At 68.4% G+C, this 22689-nt stretch carries 15 protein-coding genes; 4 read left to right on the top strand and 11 right to left on the bottom strand.

Translation table 11 applies throughout. From position 1 onward, the window contains the following. Positions 1-51 precede the first annotated feature (51 nt). The 6 genes from D7X96_RS40455 to D7X96_RS17335 form a co-directional block, all read right to left on the bottom strand. Positions 52-4374, bottom strand: coding sequence for a TIGR02266 family protein (locus tag D7X96_RS40455; protein WP_244219620.1), 4323 nt, complete (start codon positions 4372-4374; stop codon positions 52-54). After that, positions 4371-5039: a DUF4352 domain-containing protein gene (locus tag D7X96_RS17355; protein WP_120547910.1), complete on the bottom strand. Its 669-nt coding sequence runs from the start codon at positions 5037-5039 to the stop codon at positions 4371-4373. The genes D7X96_RS40455 and D7X96_RS17355 overlap by 4 nt, the downstream gene beginning before the upstream one ends. Continuing rightward, positions 5036-7729 carry an alanine--tRNA ligase gene (gene alaS / locus D7X96_RS17350; RefSeq protein ID WP_121770236.1) on the bottom strand — a complete coding sequence of 898 codons (2694 nt, stop codon included), beginning with the start codon at positions 7727-7729 and terminating at the stop codon, positions 5036-5038. Before alaS ends, D7X96_RS17355 begins: the two co-directional genes overlap by 4 nt. Positions 7730-7885: 156 nt before the next feature. Beyond that, complete coding sequence (locus tag D7X96_RS17345) at positions 7886-8566, bottom strand: RNA ligase family protein (RefSeq protein WP_120547911.1); 681 nt, start codon at positions 8564-8566, stop codon at positions 7886-7888. Beyond that, positions 8566-9090, bottom strand: a complete 525-nt coding sequence (locus D7X96_RS17340) for a hypothetical protein (protein ID WP_208647328.1) — start codon at positions 9088-9090, stop codon at positions 8566-8568. Before D7X96_RS17340 ends, D7X96_RS17345 begins: the two co-directional genes overlap by 1 nt. Continuing rightward, entirely contained in the window at positions 9087-10439 is a 1353-nt protein-coding gene (locus D7X96_RS17335) for an AAA family ATPase (protein ID WP_121770235.1), read from the bottom strand. Before D7X96_RS17335 ends, D7X96_RS17340 begins: the two co-directional genes overlap by 4 nt. A gap of 236 nt (positions 10440-10675) precedes the next feature. Between D7X96_RS17335 and D7X96_RS17330 the strand changes: the two genes are divergently transcribed. Further along, complete coding sequence (locus tag D7X96_RS17330) at positions 10676-11305, top strand: hypothetical protein (protein ID WP_121770234.1); 630 nt, start codon at positions 10676-10678, stop codon at positions 11303-11305. Positions 11306-11457: 152 nt separating this feature from the next. Next, on the top strand, positions 11458-11853 hold the full coding sequence (locus D7X96_RS17325) for a hypothetical protein (protein WP_121770233.1): 396 nt from the start codon (positions 11458-11460) through the stop codon (positions 11851-11853). Here D7X96_RS17325 and D7X96_RS17320 read toward each other — a convergent pair. Next, the gene (locus D7X96_RS17320; protein ID WP_158626592.1) at positions 11825-13195 is read right to left on the bottom strand and encodes an MEDS domain-containing protein; all 1371 of its coding nucleotides are present in this window, start codon (positions 13193-13195) and stop codon (positions 11825-11827) included. The two genes, D7X96_RS17325 and D7X96_RS17320, sit on opposite strands and share 29 nt — an antisense overlap. A gap of 250 nt (positions 13196-13445) precedes the next feature. Between D7X96_RS17320 and D7X96_RS17315 the strand changes: the two genes are divergently transcribed. Then, positions 13446-14504, top strand: a complete 1059-nt coding sequence (locus D7X96_RS17315; RefSeq protein WP_120547914.1) for an esterase/lipase family protein — start codon at positions 13446-13448, stop codon at positions 14502-14504. Positions 14505-14984: 480 nt separating this feature from the next. Here the strand turns inward: D7X96_RS17315 and D7X96_RS42035 are convergent, their stop codons facing one another. Beyond that, positions 14985-15257: a hypothetical protein gene (locus tag D7X96_RS42035; protein ID WP_502260782.1), complete on the bottom strand. Its 273-nt coding sequence runs from the start codon at positions 15255-15257 to the stop codon at positions 14985-14987. 344 nt (positions 15258-15601) lie between these two features. Here D7X96_RS42035 and D7X96_RS39590 point away from each other — a divergent pair, with 344 nt between their 5' ends. Further along, positions 15602-16402: a hypothetical protein gene (locus D7X96_RS39590; protein WP_147468334.1), complete on the top strand. Its 801-nt coding sequence runs from the start codon at positions 15602-15604 to the stop codon at positions 16400-16402. On the opposite strand, the gene D7X96_RS17305 is transcribed toward D7X96_RS39590, so the two are convergent. The 3 genes from D7X96_RS17305 to D7X96_RS17295 are packed head-to-tail and all read right to left on the bottom strand — an operon-like array spanning position 16389 to position 22647. Further along, a complete protein-coding gene (locus D7X96_RS17305; RefSeq protein ID WP_121770230.1) occupies positions 16389-16826 on the bottom strand; it encodes a serine O-acetyltransferase in 438 nt (145 codons plus the stop codon). The genes D7X96_RS39590 and D7X96_RS17305 overlap by 14 nt on opposite strands. Beyond that, on the bottom strand, positions 16808-18001 hold the full coding sequence (locus D7X96_RS17300) for a GNAT family N-acetyltransferase (RefSeq protein WP_208647327.1): 1194 nt from the start codon (positions 17999-18001) through the stop codon (positions 16808-16810). The genes D7X96_RS17305 and D7X96_RS17300 overlap by 19 nt, the downstream gene beginning before the upstream one ends. Before the next feature lie 35 nt (positions 18002-18036). Further along, positions 18037-22647: a hypothetical protein gene (locus tag D7X96_RS17295; RefSeq protein ID WP_147468333.1), complete on the bottom strand. Its 4611-nt coding sequence runs from the start codon at positions 22645-22647 to the stop codon at positions 18037-18039. Positions 22648-22689: the final 42 nt, after the last annotated feature.

The following is a 22689-nucleotide window of genomic DNA, read 5'->3' as shown; positions in this document are numbered from 1 at the left end:
GGGCCCGACAGCGCACCTGCCCGCGCGGTGGAGCCAGGGGACCGGGGGCCTCTAGCGCCGGCCGAAGAGCTTCTTCAAACCGGAAAGCAGGCCGCTCGGCCGGGCTTCCGGTTCGGAGTGGAAGGGCGAGCGGGCGATGATGGCATCGCGGGAGGCGTCATCCAGGTCCTCCGTCGCGAGCGTCACCGGCTGCCGCTTCGCGCCGGGCAGGGTGGCGCTGAAGGCGATGGTGCCGTCGGTGGACAGCTCCAGGTGCACCTCCACCTCGCCGGGGCGCTCCACGGTGAGGGTGAGGGCGCCCAGCCATTCGTTCTCCACGGCGGTGGCGGCGGTGCCCTGGAAGAAGGCGAGCGACAGCGGACCGGGGGCGGTGACGGGGATGACCAGCGTCTTGGCGGTGGGCAGGCGGGTGTTGCGCTCCAGCACGCGGCGGAAGGTGCCGGCGTCCTCGGCGACTCCGATGGGAGAGGTGAGGACTTCGGACACGCTGGCGGCGGGCTTGCCCGTCTCCGACAGCAGGAGCGCGTGGCCGAGCAGCGCGGCGCCGCGCACCACGGCGGTGCGGGCGTCCACGTCGTCGTCGCGCACGGGCACGCCCAGGCTCTCCTCCAGGCGGCGGCGCACGAGCGGAGAGCGGGACTGGCCGCCCACGAGGAGCACGGCGTCCAGGCCTTGAGTGGACAGGGCGTTGGACTCCAGCACCTCGCGGGTGACGGAGACGACGCGCTGGGCGAGGTCCGCGGTCAGGGCCTCCACGCGCTCGCGGTCGAGCCTGGGGCCGGGGCCGGTGGGCAGGGTGACGTCCACGGCGTCCCGCGAGGACAGGGACTCCTTGGTGGCTTCGGCGAGGGTGCGCAGGGGGCCCCAGTCGAGCGGGTGTTCCGGGCGCGGGTGGCCCTGTTCGGCGAGGTCGCTGACGAGCGCCTCGGCGATGCGGCCATCGAAGTCCATGCCGCCCAGGGTGGGGTCGCCGCCGGTGGTGACGACCTCCAGGTCATCGCCGGTGACCTGCACGACGCAGACCTCCAGGCCGCCGCCGCCCAGGTCCACGACGAGGACGCGCTTGCGCGCCAGGCCCCGGCCGTGGGCGTACGCGAGCGCCGCGGCGGCGCTGTTGGTGAGGACGCGGGGCACGTCCAGTCCGGCCATGGTGGCGGCTTCGCGAAGGGCGGCGCGCTGGCGTTCAGTGAAGTGGGACGGCGCGCAGAGGACGGCGCGCGTCACCTTGCGGCCCAGGTGCGTGGTGGCCGCGTGGTGCAGCTCGCGCAGCAGCATCGCGGTGAGGAGGGTGGGGGCGACGAACCGGTCACCGATCTCCACGCCCGCGTCGCCGTGCCGGTCGGTGGCGACGGAGAAGGGGAGCTGCGGGGAGAGCCAGCGCAGGTTGGGGGAGCGGGCGCGCACGCCGAGCAGGCGCTTGAGGCCGGCGGTGGCACGGCGGGGAGCGCGGGCGGCTTCGACGAGGGCGGCGGTGCCGACGAGGAGTGCTCCCCCGGCGTCCACCGCGATGACGGAGGGAAGGCCCGTGCCGTCGGTGCCGGGGATGGGGATGGGCGTGGCGACGCCGTCAATGAACGCGGCGACGCGAGCGTGCGAGGTGCCCACGTCGATGCCGAGCACGACCTCCGCCGCCGCGGGAGGCGCAGCGGGCACGGCGGGAGCCATGTCGAAGAGCGTGCGGCGTCGGCTGCGCGCGGAGGCGGCGCTGCTCTGCGTGTCCGGGGGCGGAGGTGCTGCTTCGTCGGTGCGTGAAGGCTGCGGCGAGCCCGTGCTGACGGGCGCTGTGGCTTCGTTGGGCCGCTCGGCGGAGATTGGGTTCGAGCCCGTGCTGACGGGCGCGGCTTCGCTGGCGCGCGGGGATTCTGTCGCGGCCGGTGCGGGAGGCTGCGGCTGTTCCGAAGCCGTGTTGATGGGCGCAGCGGTGTCGCCAGCGCGCGGAGACTCAGTCGCGGCCGTTGCGGAGGGACGCACCTGTTCCGAAGCCGTGTCGCCAGCGCGCGGGGATTCAGTCGCGGCCGATGTGGATGGCTGAGGCGAGCCCGTGCTGCCAAGCGCGGCGGTGTCGAACTCGCGCGGGGATTCAGTCGCGGCCGATGCGGAAGGACGCACCTGTTCCGAGGCCGTGCCGGCGAGCGCGGCTTCGTTGGAACGCGGGGATTCGGTCGCGGCGGATGCGGATGGCTGCGGCTGTTCCTTCGCTGAGGTGGCTTCGCTGGAGCGCGAAGACTCTGTCGCGGCCGATGCGGAAGGACGCGTTTGTTCCACCTCCGTGCTGATGGGGGCGGTCGAAGGCTGAGGCAAGTCCGCGCTGGTGTCACTGGCGCGCGAGGAGTCTGTCGCGGCCAATGCGGAGGGCTGCGGCTGCTCCTGTGCGGAGGTGGCATCGCTGGCCCGCGTGGGCTCTGTCGCGGCCGATGCCTGGGGAGGCGGTTGTCCCGAAGCCGCGCTGATGGGCGTGGTGGCTTCAATGGACGATGCCTGCTGCGGCTCGGCCCGCGCAGGTGATGGTTCCGAAGTCGAGCGGACCGAACCGGCAGCTTCGGTGGCGCCAGGCTGGGGGTCTTCGTCCGAAGCGGCCGGTGACGAGGAGTCCTGCGCGGAAACCTGGAGGGACGTCGATTCCTCGACGGGCGACTCGGTTCCGGAAGCGAGCGTGTCCGAGGAGTCCAGGTCCGGCGGAGTGGAACCCGTTGGAGCCGGAGTCTCTTCGGTCGTCACCGTGGCCAGTGCTGCCGTGGATGCGGACCGCGTCTCTTCATGGGCTTCCGCATCCAGAGCCGAAGCGGGTGCTTCGTCTTGCCCGGGTGCTTGGACGGGCGCCGGTTCAGGTGAAGAAGGGGCGGAGGACCCAACGAGCGCCGTCCACGCATCTTCGGTCGGCAGTTCGACCACGACGACCGTCGATGCGTCCTCTTCCTCTGGAGCCGCGGAGACGGGCGCCCGGTCTGGAGGAGCATCCGCCGATGTCGTGACGGCTTGCGCGTCGTCAACGGGCTCCGTGGTGCCGACAGCCTGCTCAAGCGCAGCGCTGAACGGATCCACGTCCTCGGATTTCGTGCTGAGTGCGCTCGGAAGGGAGTCCGGGTCGATGCCCCATGCACGAAGGCGGTCGGCCTCCCTCTGGCTCGACGTCGCGACGGATTCGGGAAGAGGTGCCTCTTCCACGGCATCGGAACCCGAAGCATCCGCTGAAGAGAAGTCCTCCGGCTGCGGCGTCGTCTGGGAAAGGTCTTCTCCGGCGCCGGAGTCCGGCACCGCTGACGCGAGCGTTGCCTCCGGTTGCGTCGCATGGGCCTCCGATGCGAACGAGGGACCGGGTTCCGCGGGCGCGGGAGCCTCATCCGGCTCCATGCTGAGGTCGACGTCGAATGACGGAGCCGCGTCAGTCTGCGTCTCGCCAGACGCCGAGGCTGCTTCAACGCGTGCTGCTTCCGCTTCGCCTATCGCGGATGCGGAGCTCCACTCTGAATGCGTGGCTCCGAGCACGGCGTTCGGGTCAAACGCATCCACTGACGCGGGCGTGAACGCTTCGCCCGCACTGCCGTCATCAGCCTCGGACGCAGTCGATGCGCCCTCGGAAGCCTCGACTCGCGGAGGCTCCGTGGCCCACCCGGCTTCAACCGGGGGCGGCATCACGGCCGCGAAGGTGCCAGAAGCGGCGGGAGTCCGTTCCGTGGCCGGGGCCTCACCCGGCGCAGGAGGCCTCGGCTGGACCGTGAACATCTCCTGCGTCGCCCGTTGTTCGTCCACACCGACCGGAGGCTTCCGAGGCGTCCTCGGGAAGTCCACCGTCGGAAGTGGCGCGAGCTCTTCTTCCTCTTCCGCCGCGTGCTCCGGAAACAGCGACACCGGCTCATCCGGTTCCGCCAGGTCCGGCGGCGCTTCCACGACAGGCAGCTTCACCGCCGGCAACGTCATGGACGCTTTCGGCGTCCTCGCCTCCTCGCGGGAGACCTCCGGCACGGGCACCGGGGTGACAGGCCGTGCCGCCGGCGTCCGGCGCACCAACCCTGGCGGCAACGGCGCGGCAGGTGAAACCACCGGCGCCACCGTCCCACTCCGCCTCGCGACGATGCGATCGATGAGCGCCTTGCTCGCGGCGTCCAGCCTGGTGAAGCGCACCGTCATGCCCGTGCGCGCACTGCCCGCGTCCGGCTGTGCCTTGAGCACCACGCCTTCACCGCGCAACAGCCGCGTGCCGTCCGCGAGGACGAACTCGAACGCCAGCCCCGTGCCCTCGGGCTTGAGCGCGCGCGTGGCCACGAACACCCCACCGCGCCCCACGTTCGAGCCATACCGCTCGATGAACTCCTCCTCCCCTGTGTACGGGAGTCGGATGCGCAGGGGGAGGAGCTTGGGGGCCGGCCCGGTCATCGCAAGGGGATCCGCACGTCCCCGCCGGAGCCCTGCACCACGAGCGCCAGCCCATCGTCCTGCACCGCGTCCGGCGGCACCTCGAACAGCAGCACCACTTCCGTGCGCTGCTCGGGCGCCCACGTGGTGGGCAGGGGACGCGTGCCGGCCACCGCCTGCGCGTCACGCGCCAGCGGATACGTCTGCCCCTTCGCGTCCGTCACCTTCGCGCCATCCAACGTCAGCGGCGCGGGCGCTCCGCCCACGTTCTGGGTGATGAGCTCCACGCGCAGGAACAGGTCCTCCGTCGTGAGCCCCAGCCCCACCTTGCCGGAGCCGCCCTTCACCGAGTGCGACGTCTCCAGCCCCGTGACCTTGAACGCCACCGTGTCCACGTGCACGGTGTCGTTGTGCTCGGGCAGCCGCAGCTTGCGCGGCCCGCTGTCGCCCATGCCCGCCGCCAGGCCCGCGAGCTTCGACTCCTCGGGCTCCTGCTGGGGCGGCGCCGGACGCGTGGCCGGCGCTCCGCCCTGCTTCACCCGGTCCGCCTCCGCGCGCAGCTTCTGCAGCGTGCGCGCGTCGGCTTCCTGGCCGCCTTCGGACGTGGAGGTCTCCTTCGAGCAGCCCCCCAGGAGGAGGGCCGCCGTCAGGAACGCCAGGGTGCGGGATGAAGCGCGGGGACTCACGCCGGGCTCGCGCCCTTCACCAGCTCGAAGAGCTTCTCGAGCGCCACGGGCAGCTTGTCCGCGTCCGGGCCACCGGCCTGCGCCATGTCCGGCTTGCCGCCGCCCTTGCCGCCCACTTCCTTGGCCATCTCGCGCACCAGGTTGCCCGCGCTGATGCCCTTGGCGACGAGGTCCTTCGTGGCCGCCACCAGGATGACGGCGCGGCCGTCCTTCTCACCGCCAATGGCGATGATGCCGGAGCCGATGCGGTCGCGCAGCTGATCCGCCATGCCGCGGAACACCTTGTCGTCCGCGGGGTCCACGCGCGTGGCCAGCACCTTCATGCCGTTGACCTCGCGCGCCTGGTCCATGAGGTCCTTCTGCGAGGCCGACTGGGCCTTCACCGAGACCTCCTCCACCTTGCGCTCCAGCTCCTTCACGCGCTTCTGGGTGGCCTCGACGCGGGTGGCGGCCTCCTTGGGGTTGGTGCGCAGCAGCGCCGCGACCTTCTTGAGCTCGTGCTCCTGCTCGCGGACGAACTGGAGCGCGCCCACGCCCGTCACGGCCACGATGCGCCGCACGCCGGAAGCCACGCCGCTCTCACTGGTGACCTTGAACAGGCCGATGTCGCCGCTGCGCTTCACGTGCGTGCCGCCGCAGAGCTCCGTGGACTCCGGGTGCACGGTGACGACGCGCACGGTCTCGCCGTACTTCTCACCGAACATGGCCACGGCGCCGGACTTCTTCGCGTCGTCGATGTTCATGACGCGCGTCTGCGCATCCGCGTTGTCGCGCACCCAGGTGTTGACCAGGTCCTCCACCTGCTCCAGTTGCTCCTGGGTGGCGGGGGAGAAGTGGGAGAAGTCGAAGCGCAGGAAGTCCGGCGCGACGACGGAGCCCGCCTGCTTCACGTGCTCGCCGAGCACGCGCTTGAGCGCCTTGTGGAGCAGGTGCGTGGCGGAGTGGTTCGCGCGGATGGACTTGCGGCGCTCCACGTCCACGGACGTCTGCACCATGTCGCCGACCTTCAGCGTGCCTTCCTTCACCTCCACGCTGTGGACGATGAGGCCCTGCACCGGGCGCTGCGCGTCCTTCACCTGCGCCACGGTCTTGCCGCCGTGCGCGACGATGCGGCCCGTGTCGCCCAGCTGGCCGCCGGACTCGCCGTAGAAGGGCGTGCGGTCCAGCACCACGTCCACCGTGGCGCCCGCGGAGACCTGCGGCACCTCCACGCCGTCCTGCACCAGCGCGATGACGCTGCCTTCGCCCTCGTGGCCCTCGCCCTCGTAGCCGAGGAACTGGGTGGGAGCGGTGCGCGACAGCACGGTCTGGAAGACCTCCGTGGTGGACTTCTTCTCGCCGTGGAAGTCCTGGCTGGCAGCCTCCTTCTCCTGGAGCACCTTGAAGCCCTCCAGGTCCACGTCGTAGCCGCGCTCACGCGCGATGATCTGCGTGAGGTCCCAGGGGAAACCGTAGGTGCCGTGCAGCAGGTAGACGACGTCGCCGGAGATCATCTTGCCGCCGGAGGCCTGGAGCTTGGCCAGCTCCTCGTCCATCAGCTTGAGGCCGCGGTCGAGCGTGCGGCGGAATCCCTCTTCCTCGTGCTTGGCGACCTCAAGGATGAAGGTGCGGCCGTCGCGCAGCTCGGGGAACGCGTCGCCCATGAGCTCGATGACGCGGTCCACGACCTTGAAGAAGAAGGGCTCCTTGATGCCCAGCTGCTGATCCCCGTGGCGGATGGCCCGGCGCATGATGCGGCGCAGGACGTAGCCGCGCGCCACGTTGGAGGGCTGGACGCCGTCGGCCACGAGGAACGCGGTGGCGCGGGCGTGGTCGGCGACCACGCGCTGGGACGCGCCGGTCTCCTGCGTGTAGGGCTTGCCGCACAGCTGGCTGACGGTGGCGAGGATGCCCTGGAACAGGTCGGTGTCGTAGTTGGAGCGCTTGCCCTGGACGACGGACGCGATGCGCTCCAGGCCGGCGCCGGTGTCGATGGACGGCTTGGGGAGCGGGATGAGCGGCGCGTCCTTCTCCTTGCGCTCGAACTGCATGAACACGAGGTTCCAGATTTCGAGCCACCGGTCGCAATCACACGCGACGCCCTGGCACTTCTTGCCCGCGGCCTCTTCGACACAGGGGATGTCGTCGCCCTGGTGGTAGTGGATTTCGGAACAGGGGCCGCACGGGCCGGTGTCGCCCATGGCCCAGAAGTTGTCCTTGTAGCCGAGCTTCAGGATGCGGTCGCGGGACACGCCCTGCTTCGCCCACAGCTCGAAGGCCTCTTCATCCCAGGGGATGTTGTTCTCGCCGTTGAACACGGTGACGGCGAGCCGGTCGATGGCCAGGCCGAGCCGCTTCGTCACGAACTCCCAGGCGAACGCGATGGCGTCGGCCTTGAAGTAGTCGCCGAAGGAGAAGTTGCCGAGCATCTCGAAGAACGTGTGGTGGCGCGCGGTGTAGCCCACGTTGTCGAGGTCGTTGTGCTTGCCGCCGGCGCGCACGCACTTCTGCGAGGTGGTGGCGCGGCGGTAGTCGCGCTGCTCGCGGCCGGTGAAGACGTCCTTGAACTGGACCATGCCGGCGTTGGTGAACAGCAGGGTCTGGTCGCCAACGGGCACCAGCGAAGAGGAGGCCACACGGCGGTGGGCGCGCTCCTCGAAGAACTGGAGGAACGCCTCGCGGATCTGGGAGGCGGTGAGGGCGGAAGGCATGGTGTGGGTATATGCCACAAGAGGGCCGGGCGCAGCAGTTCCTGGACGGGTCATCCCCTGTGGGACGGGGCATGTAGGCAGGGCTGACGACCGGGGGGCAGGGGAGCGGACAGGGGCCCGGCCAGGCCAGCCCCTCCGCCACCGCCCCTCGCCATGTCAGCGCCCAGCCAAGGCGTTTCGCTCCATGGGGCGCGAGGACCAGTGCTCCTCGATGGCCTGGACGAACTCGGGGCGGACGATTTTCGCGCGCGCGAGCAGGAAGTCACCCTCATCACGGCGGAGGTAGAGGCCCTCCATGGGCGCATGAGTGAGGCGCGAAGGACCGAGCAGGTTCACCACGTCGTCCGCCGTGAGATGCGCGCGCGCGACGATGGGCACAGCCGCGAGGCCGAGCGAGGCCACGAGGGCGTCTCGTCTCAGGGCGGACCAGAATCGCCCGGCCCGCTTGTCGTAGACGTCGAAGGCGAGGAACCAGTCGGGCAAGGCGTCGTAGTGCACGCTGTGGACCGCGAAGCACCATTCGCCAAAGAGCATCAGGTGTTGGCCCAGTGCCTCGACAAGCTGCTGGCGCCTCGTCTCCAGCCAGGGCCACAACGGCTGGAACTGGGGGGATGCTCCGGGACCGAGGTAGGCGCCGCGGTTCTGGGCTCGCAGCTCGCCGCCAGGGCCTATGGAGATGCCAAGGTTCGCCCCGTCTACCTTTTCCTCGATGAGGACCTCGCCATCGAGGAACTCGCGTGCTTCAGGTGGAGAGAGCACCTTGTCATGGCGTACCGGCCTGGCGGAGAGCCAGGCGAGGTGCGGGGTGTGGGGGAACTTGAAGAAGTCGTCAGCCATCACTCCCCACCCTTGCGCTCGTGGAGTTCCTCGATGTCCCTTGGGCAGAGAAAGTGGACGCGGACCCCACAGCGCTCGAACTCTCTCCGCAGCCCCCACCATTTGCTGTCCGTTGCCTGCAGGATGGGCGGTCGCTCCTCGTGGGCACAGCTCGCCGCGACGAACTTGCGGTCCGCCGGATCGAAGCCGGCAAGCGCTTCGTCGCGGGGAAACTCCTCGAAGTCGCGGGAATCGTCCTGGCGTGGCGTCAGCGAGACCCGGGCGCAGCGAGCCGGATTGGCCTGATGGGTCAGGACCCACTTGAGGAATCGGTCTCCCACTCCTGGTTGGCCCGTAGAAGACAGCTTGTGCTTGTACTCGTTGATGATGCGCCAGTCGTCATCAAGAACGATGCGTCCGCTCTGGGTTACTGCGTTGATCGCCCGGACACAGGCCTGAACGCACGCAGGGCTGACCGTGTTCGCATTGTTGGCGGTGAGCGGCACATTGGTGTCGACGACGAATAGCGCAGGGGACGCGTTCATTGCGGGTCCTGCTCCTGCTGGCGCTTCATCGCCGCCTCGGTCATCGCGACGAGGTCGCCCATGTCATCGCCGAAGAAGTCTTTCGGCCAATTGATGATGTTGCCGTATTCGTCAAGCTTCAGCTTCTCGATGCGTGAGCCATCAGGCCCGGGTGAGCAGAAGTAGAGTGCGGTCTCCTCCGGCCGCAGTTTCCCTTCCGCGATACGCCGCTGGATCCGGCGCAAGAGGTGCTCGGAGTGGCTCTCGATGAGCAGTTGGATGTTTCGAGGCTGCCCATCCTCACTGGCGTGAATCGCATCAATGAAAACGTCCGCGAGCTCCGTCTGTGCCTTTGGATGAAGGTGGAGCTCGGGCTGCTCGAAGAGCAGCGTGGAGCCGGGCTCGGTGTAGAAACACTGAAGCAATACAGGCATGACCTGGGACACACCGAACCCGACGTCCGGCAGACGAACCGCCATCGGGCTGCCAGGCGTGCGAACAAAGACTTCGTATTCTTTGCGATGAGGGGCGATGGGCCGCACCTCGAAGGAGTCCAGCAGGCCCATGCTGACCAGCCTCTCCGCGATCAACTGCGCGAAAGGACGGGCAGGGTGGCCCTCCACCTGGATTGAGCGCTCATTCGAAGCCAGAAGCGCTGCAACCGCGAGGCTGCCGTCATCGCCTACGCTCTCGGGGGCCTCACCCGACCAGAGATAGGTTCGATGCGGAGGTTGTCGCAGTGGCCCCAGATACTGGATTGCGTCCAGCTGGTCTTCGAGCTCGAGCGCAAGGCTGTCCAGGTCGCCGAGGAATTTGTAGTGGGCTTCGGCTTCATGGGGGAACCCGTAGAAATGAATGGGGGCTGAAAGCGCCTCCCTCGCGGTTCCTGCCCTGTCGAACCCAACGTTCTCCAGAAGCAGTTCGTACCCGGGTCCATGAGTGCGTCTGGCCATGCCGATGCCCTGCGTGGACTGGAGTGTCTTCAGCCTGTAGATGAGCTGCTTGACCTCGATCCGGGTGGACTGTGCGTCTTCCTGGCCAATCAAGGCCTCGAAGGAGACTGTGTCCACCTCTCCTTTCTCCTGCGTCCTCACACCCCACTCCATGTTGAAGCGGAGGAGCGCGGCAGGATCCTGGCGAAAGAGTATTTCCGGAAAGGTCCCCATATCCACAGGAGTGTTTTCGTCGCCCAGGTTGAGCACCCGCTTCCGGTCTCGCGACTGTGCTGTCTGCTGCAGCAGGAGGAGGAATTGCTGGATGCTCGTCTTCCCCGAGCTGTTCGTCCCGAAGAACATCGTGAGCGGCGCGAGCTGGATGTCGCCCGTGTCCTTCCACGCCTTGAAGTTCTGGAGGTGGAGCTTCTTGAACATGCCTCCGGTTCTAGCTCACTCCTGCTTCTTCCGGGCGCTGCTGCACCCAGGACCCTTCACCACCGCATCCGCCCGGCAGCGCCGCCTGGAGCGCGAGTCGGAGCAGTCACTGGACGGGTCATTCCCTGCGGGAGGGCAGGGGGACTCCTTGCAACGCTTGGTAGACCACGTCCCGGTTGCGGTAGAATGGCCTCGGCCCCCATGCGAACGAGCGGTTGGATTCGCCGGGCCTCTGAATGCGTATCGATCGCAGGAGCTTCTGGTTCCTGGATGCTGTCGTTGAGTACGGGGAGAATCTGGCGGTCCTGGCGAGCCCGGGCATCGAACTCACCCTCAATCGCCGCACCCACGGGTTGGAAGCGAGGGAGCTGGCGCCCATATTGGCCTCCCTGTGCGAAGCCGGGCTCATCCGGGTGAAGCACATGGAAACAGACGCTCTCGCCCGGACGCTCCCGGAGATTGAAAGCGCGTTCGCGATGAGCTCGTGCAAGCCGGGGCGCTATTCGGGCTTCTGGTACAACCTGACGCCCGAGGGCGGAGCCGTGTGGGAGTCGCTGACCCGGCCGGATTGGAGCCGCTACTGCACGGGCGCGTGGGAACCGGGGCAGAGCTGTCTCGAGGCCGGGAGTCGTGAGCGCCTGGAGGAGGAACTCACCTGGCAAGCCGCGGACCCCTGGAGTGTGCGGGTGCCTGGGAGCGAGGTGTGGACGGTCGTGCGACCCTGGGATGCCACCTACTGGAAGACGCTGCCCGTGGGATTCGAGGTTCGCTATCAACGGATCGACAAGAAATACCTCGCCTGCGACCTCCGGCCTGAGCCTCGTGTTGCGCCGCCGCGTCCCTGGTATGAAAACCCAGCGTTCTGACGGGGCTCGCCAATCCGCGCGGGCTCTATGCTTGCGGGGTCAGCACCGGGTCAGGAGTTCGCACGCGTCATTGCGGCATCGGCGCGGACGGCGCCATCCTGCTGGAGGAGCAGTTCGCGAATGGAGCCGTCCAACGCACCTGACGAGGAACGATGACCCATTTCCTGAACATCGACCTGGAGCTCCGCGGCACCACCGGCGTTCGCGAGCTGGTCCAGGCGTTGGAGCCATCCATGCTCGTCCTCCGGGTGACGGACACCGAGGCCAGCCTGGAGCACCGCGAGCAGCCGCAGTCCGTGGAGGAGGGACTGCACTGGCTGGTTCAGGTGGTCGAGAACCTTCCAGCGGAGGCTCGCAGGCATTGGGATGCTTGCGAGGCCCGGACGATGGACGTGGGGATCCAGGCCGATTCGCAGCCGCTGGCGACGCTGTTCCCGGTCTCCCGCGATGCCATGGCCGCGCTGCTGCGGATTGGGGCGGAGCTGCTGTTCACGGTCTACGCCCCAATCACAGACAGGCCTACGCGCTTCGATGGGAAGGGAGCGTGACCTTGAAGGTCGTTCCTTCTCCCGGCTTGCTGAACAGCTCGATGCTCCCGCCGTGCGCGTCCACGATGCTCCGGACGATCCACAGCCCCAGCCCGAAACCTCCGGCGTGGGACTTCGGCGACAGCTGCACGAACCGCTCGAAGACGCGCTGCTGCGATTCCTTCGGGATGCCCGGCCCGCCGTCACTCACGACCAGGGTGGCGCTGCCCTCGCTGGCGTGCACCGACAGCTTCACGTCGGTGCCGGGGGCGTACTTGATGGCGTTGGACAGCAGGTTCGTCACCAGCTGCTCCAGGCGCATCCGGTCCCAGTGGCCCACGACCGCGCTGTCCGCTTGGACGCGCAGCCGGCAGCCGGCGCGCTGAAGCCCTTCCGCGAAGTCCTCGCTCACGCTTCGCGCCATCTCCGCCAGGTCCATGGGCTCCGGCTCGATGGGCAACGGGTCGTCCGACAGCGAGGCCCGGGACACATCGAGCATCGTGTTGATGAGGTTCTCCAGGCGCCCGCATTGCTCCTTGACCCGCAGGAGCTTGGGCGCCGCCTGGTCGGGCGTCAGCGTGCCCCGGTGGTTGGCGCGCAGCAGCGTCTCCACGTAGAGCTGGAGCGAGGTGATGGGCGTCTTCAGCTCGTGCGACGCCACGGAGAGGAACTCCTCGCGCATCCGGAGCGCGTGCTGGAGCTCCGCCGTCCGCTCGCGCACGCGCTGCTCCAGCTCGGTGTTGAGCTTGTGCAGCTCCGCCTTCGCGCTCTTCATCGACGCGCTCTCAATCAGCTCCCACTCGCCCGCCTGACGGATGAGCGCGAACTGGTGGTTGCGGACCACCTCGAGCACGTCCATCGGGCCGCACCGGTCCAGGCAGTAGCTGCACATCCCGATGATGTTGTGGCTCCTGAAGGTGTCGGAGACGCGGGCTTCGTAATCGACGAAGCCGGACCAGTCCTTCCGCTCCAGCCAGTAGGTGTTCCCCGTCAGGCGCAGCCCCGCGTACCCCTGCGCGAGCGCTCGTCCGTGGCGGTCCACCCAGCCCTGGAGCACCTCGTCAGCGCTCTTGCCGCCGGACTGCATGTACCAGTCGCGATGGTCGATGATTTCAATCTGGCCCCGCGATATCCGCTGATCCAGGTCGGGCACGGCGTTGCGCAGCATCGTCCGGGCGTCCTGGGCGCCGAACGGCGCGGACGTCACCCACAGGCAGTGCTCGTTGTTCTCCAGGCCCGCCTTGAAATAGGGGACCAGCGAGTCCACGAGGTCATCCCGGTCGCCGTAGAACTGGCAGAAGTGGGAGCCCCAGGGCAGGTCCCCCACCGCGGGAATGCCACTGGGACGCAGGGGGAGGTTCATGGGGCTTGGTACCTTGTGCATGGGGCCACAACAACAACGCGACTGCATGAATCCGTTCAGCGCTGAACAGTAAGCCCGGCCAGCGTGCAGGCAGCACCGCTGGGAGTCAGGACCGCCGCGCTGCGCCACGCGCCCGGAGTCTCGGCTTCTCACGGCTTGAAACAGGGCACGCAACTCCCAGCGTCATTTGCCGACAATGTAGGCAAGCCTCTCCACTGCTCAACTCGGCTCCCCCTTCCGAGGTCCCCTCATGGTCCAGGTCACGCGTCCCACCAGCCTCACGCCGTCCACGCAGACGCGGGTTGCTCCGGAGGCTCCTGCCCGGGCGACGGGGCCTCAGGGCTTCAACGCCATCGTGAAGGGGGACAGCTTCACGTCGGGTGCGCGTGTCGGGGCGCAGCAGGTCAATGCCCTGCGCATTCCGCTCCCCTGGCCTGGCAAGGGCGAGGCGGACAAGATCGGCTGGATCCAGAAGGCGTATCCGCCGGCGAAGGACTCCACCGCGGAGTTCATGAAGATCAACCAGGCCGTGCGCGCGGGCCAGAACGTGATGCCGCCCGAGGCCAAGGACTGCGTGTTCCTGGCGGTGGGCGGCCTGCTGTCGGAAGCGGCGCCCAAGCAGGTCTACTTCGACAAGAACCTGGACGCGCTCGAAGCGCAGGGCCTGCAGGTGGGCCGCGTTCCCGTCGACACGGACATGGGCGTGGAGCACAACGCGGCCATCGTCCGTCAGGCGGTGCTGGAGGCCTCCAAGAACGGCAAGCAGGTGGTGCTCATTGGCCACAGCAAGGGTGGCCTGGACTCCGCGGCGGCGCTGTCGATGTACCCGGAGATTCAGGAGCACGTGCGCGCCCTGGTCACCATCCAGTCGCCGTACGGCGGCTCGCCCATGGCGCAGGACCTGCTGGACAACCCGCTGGTGCGCTACGGCGTGGGCGGCGCGGTCGAGGCGCTGGGAGGCAGCATCCAGGCCGGTGAGGACCTGACGTACGACTCGCGCAAGGCGTTCCTGGCGAAGCACCCGATGCCCGAGGGCATCCCCACCGTGAGCATGGCCTCCACCACGGCGAACCCCACGTCGCCGCTGTTCCTGATGGAGGAGTACATGCAGCAGCGCTACGGCGTGAAGTCAGACGGCCTGGTGCTGCCGCAGGACGCGTTCATCCCCGGCTCCAAGTCCGTGACGCTGTCCGGGCTGGATCACCTGGACTCCACTGGCACGACGCTCAACCCGTTCAAGCCCTACCAGCCCGAGGACCTGACGCTCTCGCTGGTCGCGATGGCGCTGAAGATGCCCAAGGGCAGCTGAGCCTGACTGCAGGGATTCATGGCCGGTTCCAGGTGGAGCGTGATTGCTGTGCCCATCGCCCTGTTTCTGGGCGCGCTGGGCACATGGCTGACGACAGGCTCCTACGGCGAATGCGAGCTTGATCAGGACTGCCACGGGGTCGGGCAGTACTGCATGGCATGGCCTCGCGGAACATCGCCGGGTGCCGAGCCATCCTGGAGGCGTCGCCAGTCCTATCGGAGCTGCGAGACCTTGTGTTCGCCTCAAGCGGTCACGTGTCCCGAGGGCTTGGCGTGTGTCGCCTCCGCGCATGGTGAGCCGAGCATCTGCCGGCCGTAGTGGATGGGCCGTACAGCTCACGTCCCCGTGGGCGGCGCCTGCCGCATCAGCCCTCATCAAGGATCTTCCCTGTCACCTGAGTAGGTCGCCAGAAGTTCCTGACCGAGTTGGGACTACTCCACCAATTGTAGCCGCTGCATCCGTCTTGGAACCTTGGGCGACCTACTCGATGGGGTTGCTGGAACGCCGGTGCGTCCCTTTGAAGTGCACGCCTCCCAGGCAATTCTCAGAGTCGCCCCGCGTCAGGTGCTCGACGTGGTCGGCCGGTCCCTCAGGCACACGCTGCTTGTGGACACGAACAGCCCCATGGCAGTGCCTGCATCGAATGCCCCCCTTGACCGGCGTGCTGCCGAGAGAGCTGACCGGCACCGTGGTCCACTCCATCGTCTTCACGCCATTCCGTTTGAAGGGGCGCTTCACATCGCACTCGTACATCCGACTCATTGCTGCCTCTCACGCTCATTAATGTCGATGCGGCAGACATCCTCTTAGCTCACCCTCCCGGTGAGTACCGAGGAAGGCCCGCTCCAGTTCGTCTTGGAACCTTGGGCTACCTACTTAGGCGCAAGGCGCCATGTCCCGGCTGCGTGGCGTGGGCGTCAGTCGTGGAGCCTCCCTCCAAAGAGTGATTGTCAGCGGATGGCAGGCGGCTCAAATGTAGGGGCTGTCGTTCGAGGCAGGTTGCTGTGTCGTGTGCTTGTAAAGATGCTTCTTAAACGCCGGGAATTGATTTTGGTGAGTTTCCTCCAGGGTGCGGCTCTTCCTATGGGGAGTGAATCGTGGCTGATATTGATAAGCTTGTTGGGGCCCCTGTAGTCGCCATCTGGCATCGTACCTTGGCTTGGGCTGTGGATGAGCTGGCCAAGCTGGAGCGTAACCAAGTCATGGGACTGAAGGTCCGCTCTGGGGAACACCTGGCGGCAATTCTGACCACGGCTTTCCTTCGTATTGCACCGGTTCAAATTGACACTCGAGGTGGGGTCGATTTGTTGTTCCGAATACCGGAGGGAAGGCCAGGGTCAAAGGTCATTTCCCCAGGGATTCGGACGGCAGCCTTTGAAGTCAAATCCGCAAGAGGACGATTCCGCGAGTTCGAAAGCGAGCTCAATCGGATTCATGGTGCGGGAAGATCGGCAATTGGCCGGAATTTGAAGCTGCGGACTCAGAGTGCGCATGAAATCTTAACGAATTCACGTGACTTGTTGGAGTCGGCTCAAGCGAGCTTGATAGCGAAGATTGCTGCTTCCAGTGAGACGTCCAGGAATATCTTCCTGGTGGTCCATCCCTTTGATGCGCTTGCGGTTGACATTCAGCATCCAGTGCTCGGGCCTGTTCTTCCTGACCTGGGCTACCTGTGCGAGGTCGACAGCGTCTGGGTTTTGTGGGCACCTGATCGCCTGGCGATGTGGTCCACCAAAGAGCAGGGATGGATTGATCTCTTATTCGGAGGAATGAACGAGGACGATGAAATCTCTGACCTGCCTCCCCTGCAGGATGCAGAGGTGCGTTTTCTCAACGCCCGTGGGGATAAGGATGGTTCCCCCTATCTGTTCAAGATTTCTACCGCTAAGTCCCCGTAGGCGGTGCCTTCTGCTTCAGCTCCCGCGCGGGAATGCCCGCCACGGTGGCTCCTGGCGCCACGTCCTCCATCACGAGGGCGTTGGCGCCAATCTTCGCTCCGTCTCCAATCACCACCGGACCCAGCACCTGCGCGCCCACGCCGATGTAGACGTCGCGGCCCACTCGCGGGACTCCGTCGACTCCGGGCAGGGGCTCCAGGCTCACGTTCTGGGAGATGAAGCTGCGCTCTCCAATCTCCACGCCCGGCGCGATGATGACCCCGATGCCTCCGTAGCCCAGCTCCACCGTGGGGTGGAGCACCGCCTTCGTGTCCACGTGGCTGTTGTGGATCCGGTCACCCAACGTGGCCACCACGTTCGCGAGCCTCGGGTGCGCCTGGAGCCGCTTCGCGGCCCGGTAGAACGTCAGCGCCGTCGGACCCATCTGCCCACCATCCTTTTCGCCACTGGAGCCCAGCGGAACTTCGACCGCTGCAACGTCTGCCCCATCCACGTGTCCCGATAGATGAACAGCCAGTGGTGCTGTCGTACCTGAGTTGTCCACTCGCGCTTGTAGGGGGCGTCGTCCCCCAGCAAGTCCAGCTCGCCCAAGCCCCTCCCAATGCAGTCCTGGATCAGGCTCTCCGTCAAGAGATGCCCCGGGCTCACCTCCGACAACGTCTCGTCGTAGCCCGGCTTCATCGCCAGATATCGGCCGCCGTACTCCAGCCCGTACTGGAAGGCGATGGGCCTTGAGTCCAGTCGCAGGAAATACAATCCCAGCCAGCCGCGCTCCGCCGCCGTGCGCGCGAGCCCCGTGTAGAAGCCGCGCCGGTGCACCGCCTGCGCGATGGCCGTGCCCTCCCGCGCTTTCCAGCCGCTCTGCTCCAGGGCGAAGGCCTCCTCCACCTTCGACCCCAGGCCCTCCACTTCGGCCACGCGCTCCACCTCCACGCGGCCCTTCTCCTCCAGGCGCCTGCGCCTCCTGCGCAGCGGCTTCGCGTTGCTGCGACCCTTCGTCCACGCCGCCACCGTGGAGGGCAGTAGCAAGTACGGCGAGCGCGCGCTCGGCCACGCGCCGCAGGGCATCCCCGCGCCCTTCGCCGCGCTCAGCAGCTCCCACGCCGCGCCGCCCTCTGGCACATCCGACAACCGCAGCACGTCCCAGCTGGGGTCGCCCATCAGATGCGACAGGAAGGCCACCGCGGCGCGCCGGGGCTCGTCGGCAATCAGGTCGAAGCGGCACGAGTGCTTGTTCGTCAGCGACGACAGCTGCCGCACCGGCACGCCGTACTGGTGGCCCTGCTCCTCCTGGAGCCCCAGCACCGCCACCAGCACGCCCAGCGCGTTCCTCGCCGTGAGGATGCGTAAGGCAGCACCGGGCGCGAAGTGCTCCACCCAGCAGCGCACGAACTCGTGCCGGTAGAACACCTGGTCGTCCACGCGCTTCACCAGCGCGTTCCACTCGGCCTCCAGGGCATCGAAGGCCGCGAGGCTCCGGACCTCCTCCACGCACAGGGGCTCCACGCGCCCGCGCGACACCGGCTCCACCGCGTTGGGGCGGGGGAGGGTGAGAACGCGGCCCCCGAGCACCGCGTCCGTGATGGGACTCTCCTCCATGAACATCGCTCCTCGGGTTTCTGGCTCGGAGGGACTCAGGACAGCGGCTCGCCGGCGTCATCCGCCGCTTCGGGCCCCAGCATGTCCGGTCCCTGCTTCTTCAAGGGCTCGTCGCGCAGCAGCACGGGCCCCTCCACCTTCGTCAGTGCGTGGGTGTCCATGGGTACGTGGTGCACCTGCACCGGGACCTTGGTGCTGGGGAGCTCCGCCGTCGTCTTGAACACCGCATCCGCGCTCGCGGGCATTGCCGGCGTGGGCGCCTCCACCCCCGGCACCGGCGCCGTCCGCTTCGGCTGCTTCTTGAGGCCGCGGAAGAGCCAGCCGCCCTTCTGGCGCTCGTACAGCTTGCGCGTCTCCACCGCCGCCCGCGCGTGCGACACGCGGCCCGTCTCCAGGTCCTCCAGCAACATCTCGCTCAGCCGGCGGCGCGTCACGCTGTCCAGGTAGTCGAAGACCTTCTCCAGCTTGCGCACCACCACCTGCGTGGTGCCGCCCGCCGCCGTGTGCGTCAGCGCCGAAATCTTCAGCTCGTGCCGCGCCCGCGCGCGCTCCGCCAGCTTGCGCAGCCGGTCCGCTTCATCCGGCGACGCGGCCTTGCTCACCAGCCCCGGCAGCACCGTGCGCGCCAGCCCCGCGTCCACGAAGCCCGAGTCCTCGAACGTCTCCAGCGACTCCAGCGCCCGCCGCCGCGCCTCCACCGACGTGCCCTCCAGCGCCTTCAGCGCCGTCGTCACCCGGTCCAGGGCCATCCAGCGGTACACCCAGTCCAGGCCCGTGCCCTTGATGTTCTGCGCGCCCATGATGCTCACCTGCATCCCGGGAGCCACCGCGCGGGCGCACGCGTCCACCACCTGGTCGCCCGTCGCCTGCGAGTCGGACACCGGCACCAGCTGCTCCAGCATCATCGCCCGGTAGGCGTCGCGGAACTTCGCGTGGAACGCCTTCACGCGTCCCTGCGCGTCCGCCTCACCCCGGGGCAGGAGCGCCTTCAGCCGCGCGTGCACCGCCATGCGCGCCAGCAGGTAGAGCGCGTGCTCGCGCACCTCGTCCTTCGTCGCGGCCGTCAGCACCTCCGGCAGCGGCGAAGGCTGCGCGCGCGACACGGGCGACAGCGCCTCGTCGATGAGCGGGCCCACCTCGCGCTCCAGCGCGCGGCGGACCTTCTCCACGCCCACCTCGTCGTCGCCGCCCTCCAGCGCCTTGCCCACCGCTGTCGTCAGCGCCAGCGTGGCCGTGGCCTGGAGTCCCGCGCCGGCTGCGTACCGCTCCAGCCGGTCCATGAAGGTCGCCATCGTGGGACGCGGCACCTTCAGCTTCGCCAGCTCCTTCGCGAGCCGTGCCTCCGCGCGGGCCTGTCCCTCGGGGCTGGAGACCTCCTCCGCCGCGACGACCTCCGTGCTGAGCAGGTGCCGGTCCAGCGCGTCACGCACGTACTTCTGCAGGCCCTCCAGGTTCGTGCCGATGAGCACGTGCCGGTCCGCGGGCGCGTCCTCCACCATGATGCGCGCGAAGACCTCCGAGCGCGACACGCGGTCCCAGCGGTTGTTGATGACCGTGATGACCGCGCGCTCCGGGTTCGCGTCCGGGTCCACGTCTCCCAGGCCCGTGCGGATCCAGTTGTTCATGAAGCCCGTGCGCTCGTTCGCCGAGTGCCCGTTGATGAACTGGAGCTGCCGCCCGCGCACCTTCGCTGGCGGGAAGACCTTCAACACGCCGATCTCCGGCTGCACGTGCTCGGCCATCAGCGCCAGCGCGTACGGCCGCGACACGCCCAGCTGCTCCGCCAGCGTCGCCACCAGCGCCATGTTGCGCGGGTGCTCGCGGTAGGGGAACAGGGCCAGGAACTCCTCGGGAATCAGCTCCGCCTCCCACCACGCGCTGTGCAAGAGCGTGGTGTCCTTCTCCTTCGCCGCCTGCTTGAAGAGCGGCAGGAAGTGGTCCTCCGTCGTCACCACCCGGCCGCCCCTGGGCATGAAGTTGGTGATGACGGACGCGACGTTGATGCCCGCCGGACCCTGGATGTCCTCGTGGTCTGGATAGGCGTTGGTCAGCGTGGCGAAGTCGTCCTTCATCCAGTCGTTCTGCAAGAGCTCGACGAAGTTCGGCTGCAGCGCCATGCACTCCCAGAGGAAGACCTCCGTGCCCAGGCGCGCGCCCAGCTCCACCATGTCCTTCTGCTCCCAGATGGTGGCCTTGTCGTAGGGGCGGAAGATGAAGAACTCGGACGGCCCGGCGCCCGGGGCGCTGTGCACGAACATCGCCTCGGAGCCCGTCGTCTTCGCGAAGACCTCGAAGCCCATGCCGGAGAAGAGCGCCGCCTTCAGGCGCTCCGTGCCGGACTTGCCGCGCGTGCCCCAGCCGCCGATGACGAGCGGAATCTTCTCCCGGGACTTCCGCACGCTCTGGCGCTTCACGTACGTGTCGCCCAGGAAGATGGAGAAGAGCGCCGCGGTGAAGAGGCCCAGCGCCGCGATGCCGTTGCCTCCCATCCCCAGGAAGTAGCCCTCGTTCTCCATGATGCGCTCGGTGAGGAGCGCCAGGAATCCGCTCTGCAGGCCCAGCACCGCGGGCGTGTGCAGCGTGGACGGGGGCTTCGGCGCGGCCTCCGGCTCGTGGAAGAGCGTGGCCAGCGGCGCGGGGACCTGCTTGTTCTGTCCGTACGGCGTGAAGCGCACCTGGACGCCCAGCTCGCGCTCCACCTGCTCCACGAAGCGGCGGCGCTCGCGGGGCTCTTCACCGCCCAGCGAGTCCAGCCGCAGCGACGCGAGCTTGCGGTAGTCCTTGGACACCTTCAGGCGGTTCGTCAGCCGGCGCAGGCGCGAGGCGGGCGGCACCAGCACCGTCTCGCCGTGGCTGCTGAACAGGTGCACCTTGCCGTCCTTCGACAGCGGAATGTCCAGCAGGTCGTCCACCGTGGGCAGGTGACGGCCCCAGCTGCCCTGGCTCGCGACGTGGACGCGCTCGCCAGGGACCAGCGTCTCCGTGATTTCGTCCAGGTGGCCCGGGTGCGCGCGCAGCGTGCCGGACATGACGCGGCCGGTGGTGTGCAGGAACGCCTGGCGCTTGTTCGGCGCGGGGCGGCCCAGCTCGTGCCACATGCGCCACAGGCGGCGCTCGTGACGGTCGCCGTGCCACAGCGTCAGCGTCTTGTCCGTGCGCTCCGCGTACAGGCCGTGCCCGTCCTGCGACAGGTCCGCGAGGATGGCGCCCAGCCACGCGGGGCCCTCCGGCATCGGCGGCAGGTTCTCCGGCGCGGGCTGCAGCGGGATGCGCGTGCGGCTGCCCGGGCGGAGCTTGGAGACGCGGCCGGCGAGGAACGCCGTCCACGCCTGACGCACCGGATCCTTCACCCGGCGCAGCACCTGCGCGGCGGCCGCGGCGGCCTCCACCACCGGGCCCGAGGCTCCCGGCTGCGTCGCCAGTGATTCCACCGCGTCCAGCAGCGCCGCGTGCGCGGGGCCGAGGCCCGAGGCGCCCAGCGCTTCAGCCAATGCGGCGGCACGTTCACACGACACGCGCAGCACGAGCGGCGCGGTGTCACGGCCGAGCACGTCCACCAGCACCTGGAGGGCAGGGCCCTTCACCTTCGGCGCGGCCAGCGCCGCGTCCACCGCGGCCAGCACGGCGGCGGTGCGCACGCGCGGGCTCGGCTCTGAAAGCGTCTGTCCCGCGACGGCCGGCACCTGCTCCAGGCCGGCCAGACGGCGCAGCAGCGGCTGTCCGTCCGGGCGCTGCGCGATGAGGGCGCACAGGCCCATGCGCACGTACTCGCTGGGGTCGTTGTGCGCGACCTCCGTGAGCAGCGGCATGCGGTGCTCTTCCGACAGCAGCGGCGCGCACTGCTCCAGCACCTGGCGGCGGAAGAGGAAGTCCTTGTCCGAGGGGGCCTTCGCGCGCAGTCGCATGCGCAGCAGGGCCAGGCCTTCGAGCACGTCCACGGTGAGCAGCGCGCGCAGGGCCTCCGCCTGGAAGAACGGGCTCACGTCCTCCTGGCCCGCGAGGCTCGTCAGCGTGGGGCCCACTTCAGGCAGCGACGCGGCGACGCCCGGCACCGTCTGCGCGAGCTGCCGGAAGGCCTCCAGCGCGGCGAAGCGGTTCTGCGCCCGGGGCGCGTCCACGGCGCGGTCCAACAGCTGCCTCGCCAGCGGCACGGCGGCGGGTTGCAGCTCCTGCGCGGAGGCCGTGGCCAGCACGCCCGTCAGCGCGCGCAGCGCCGTTTCTTCTTCGATCAGCAGCTTGTGGCGGCGCTTCTCCTGCCGCTCGCGCAGGGCGTCGAAGCCCATCCACCGGTCCAGGGCGCGCAGGTCCTCCTTGCGGTCCTTGCGGTCCTTCACCGTGGCCTTGAGGTGATCCACCAGCACCTGGCGGCGCGCGGCGTCGTCCAGCGCCTCGTTGTGCTGACGGGTGAACTGGACGATCTCCGTGTGGATCGCCGCCAGCTCCGTCTCCAGGGCCTCCAGCGCGACTCCCAGCCATGGGGCCAGTCCCTCCAGGCCGGCGGGGCGGGGGCAGGTCTCCACCAGCCGCTGGGCCAGGACCTCCACCGAGGCCCCGCGCACGCGACGGTGCAGCGGGGGCAGGGCTTCCAGCAGTTGGGACTCGAGAGATTCGTTCGCCAGGTGCATGTCGCGGCCAGAGCTATTCATTGCTTGAGAAACCTGCCCGGCCCCCCCAGGCGCCCGTTCGGA

The organism is Corallococcus interemptor, assembly GCF_003668875.1.
GTDB classification, from domain to species: Bacteria; Myxococcota; Myxococcia; order Myxococcales; family Myxococcaceae; genus Corallococcus; species Corallococcus interemptor.
Note: the sequence above shows the minus strand (reverse complement) of the source record. Positions and strands in the feature narration are given on the sequence as shown.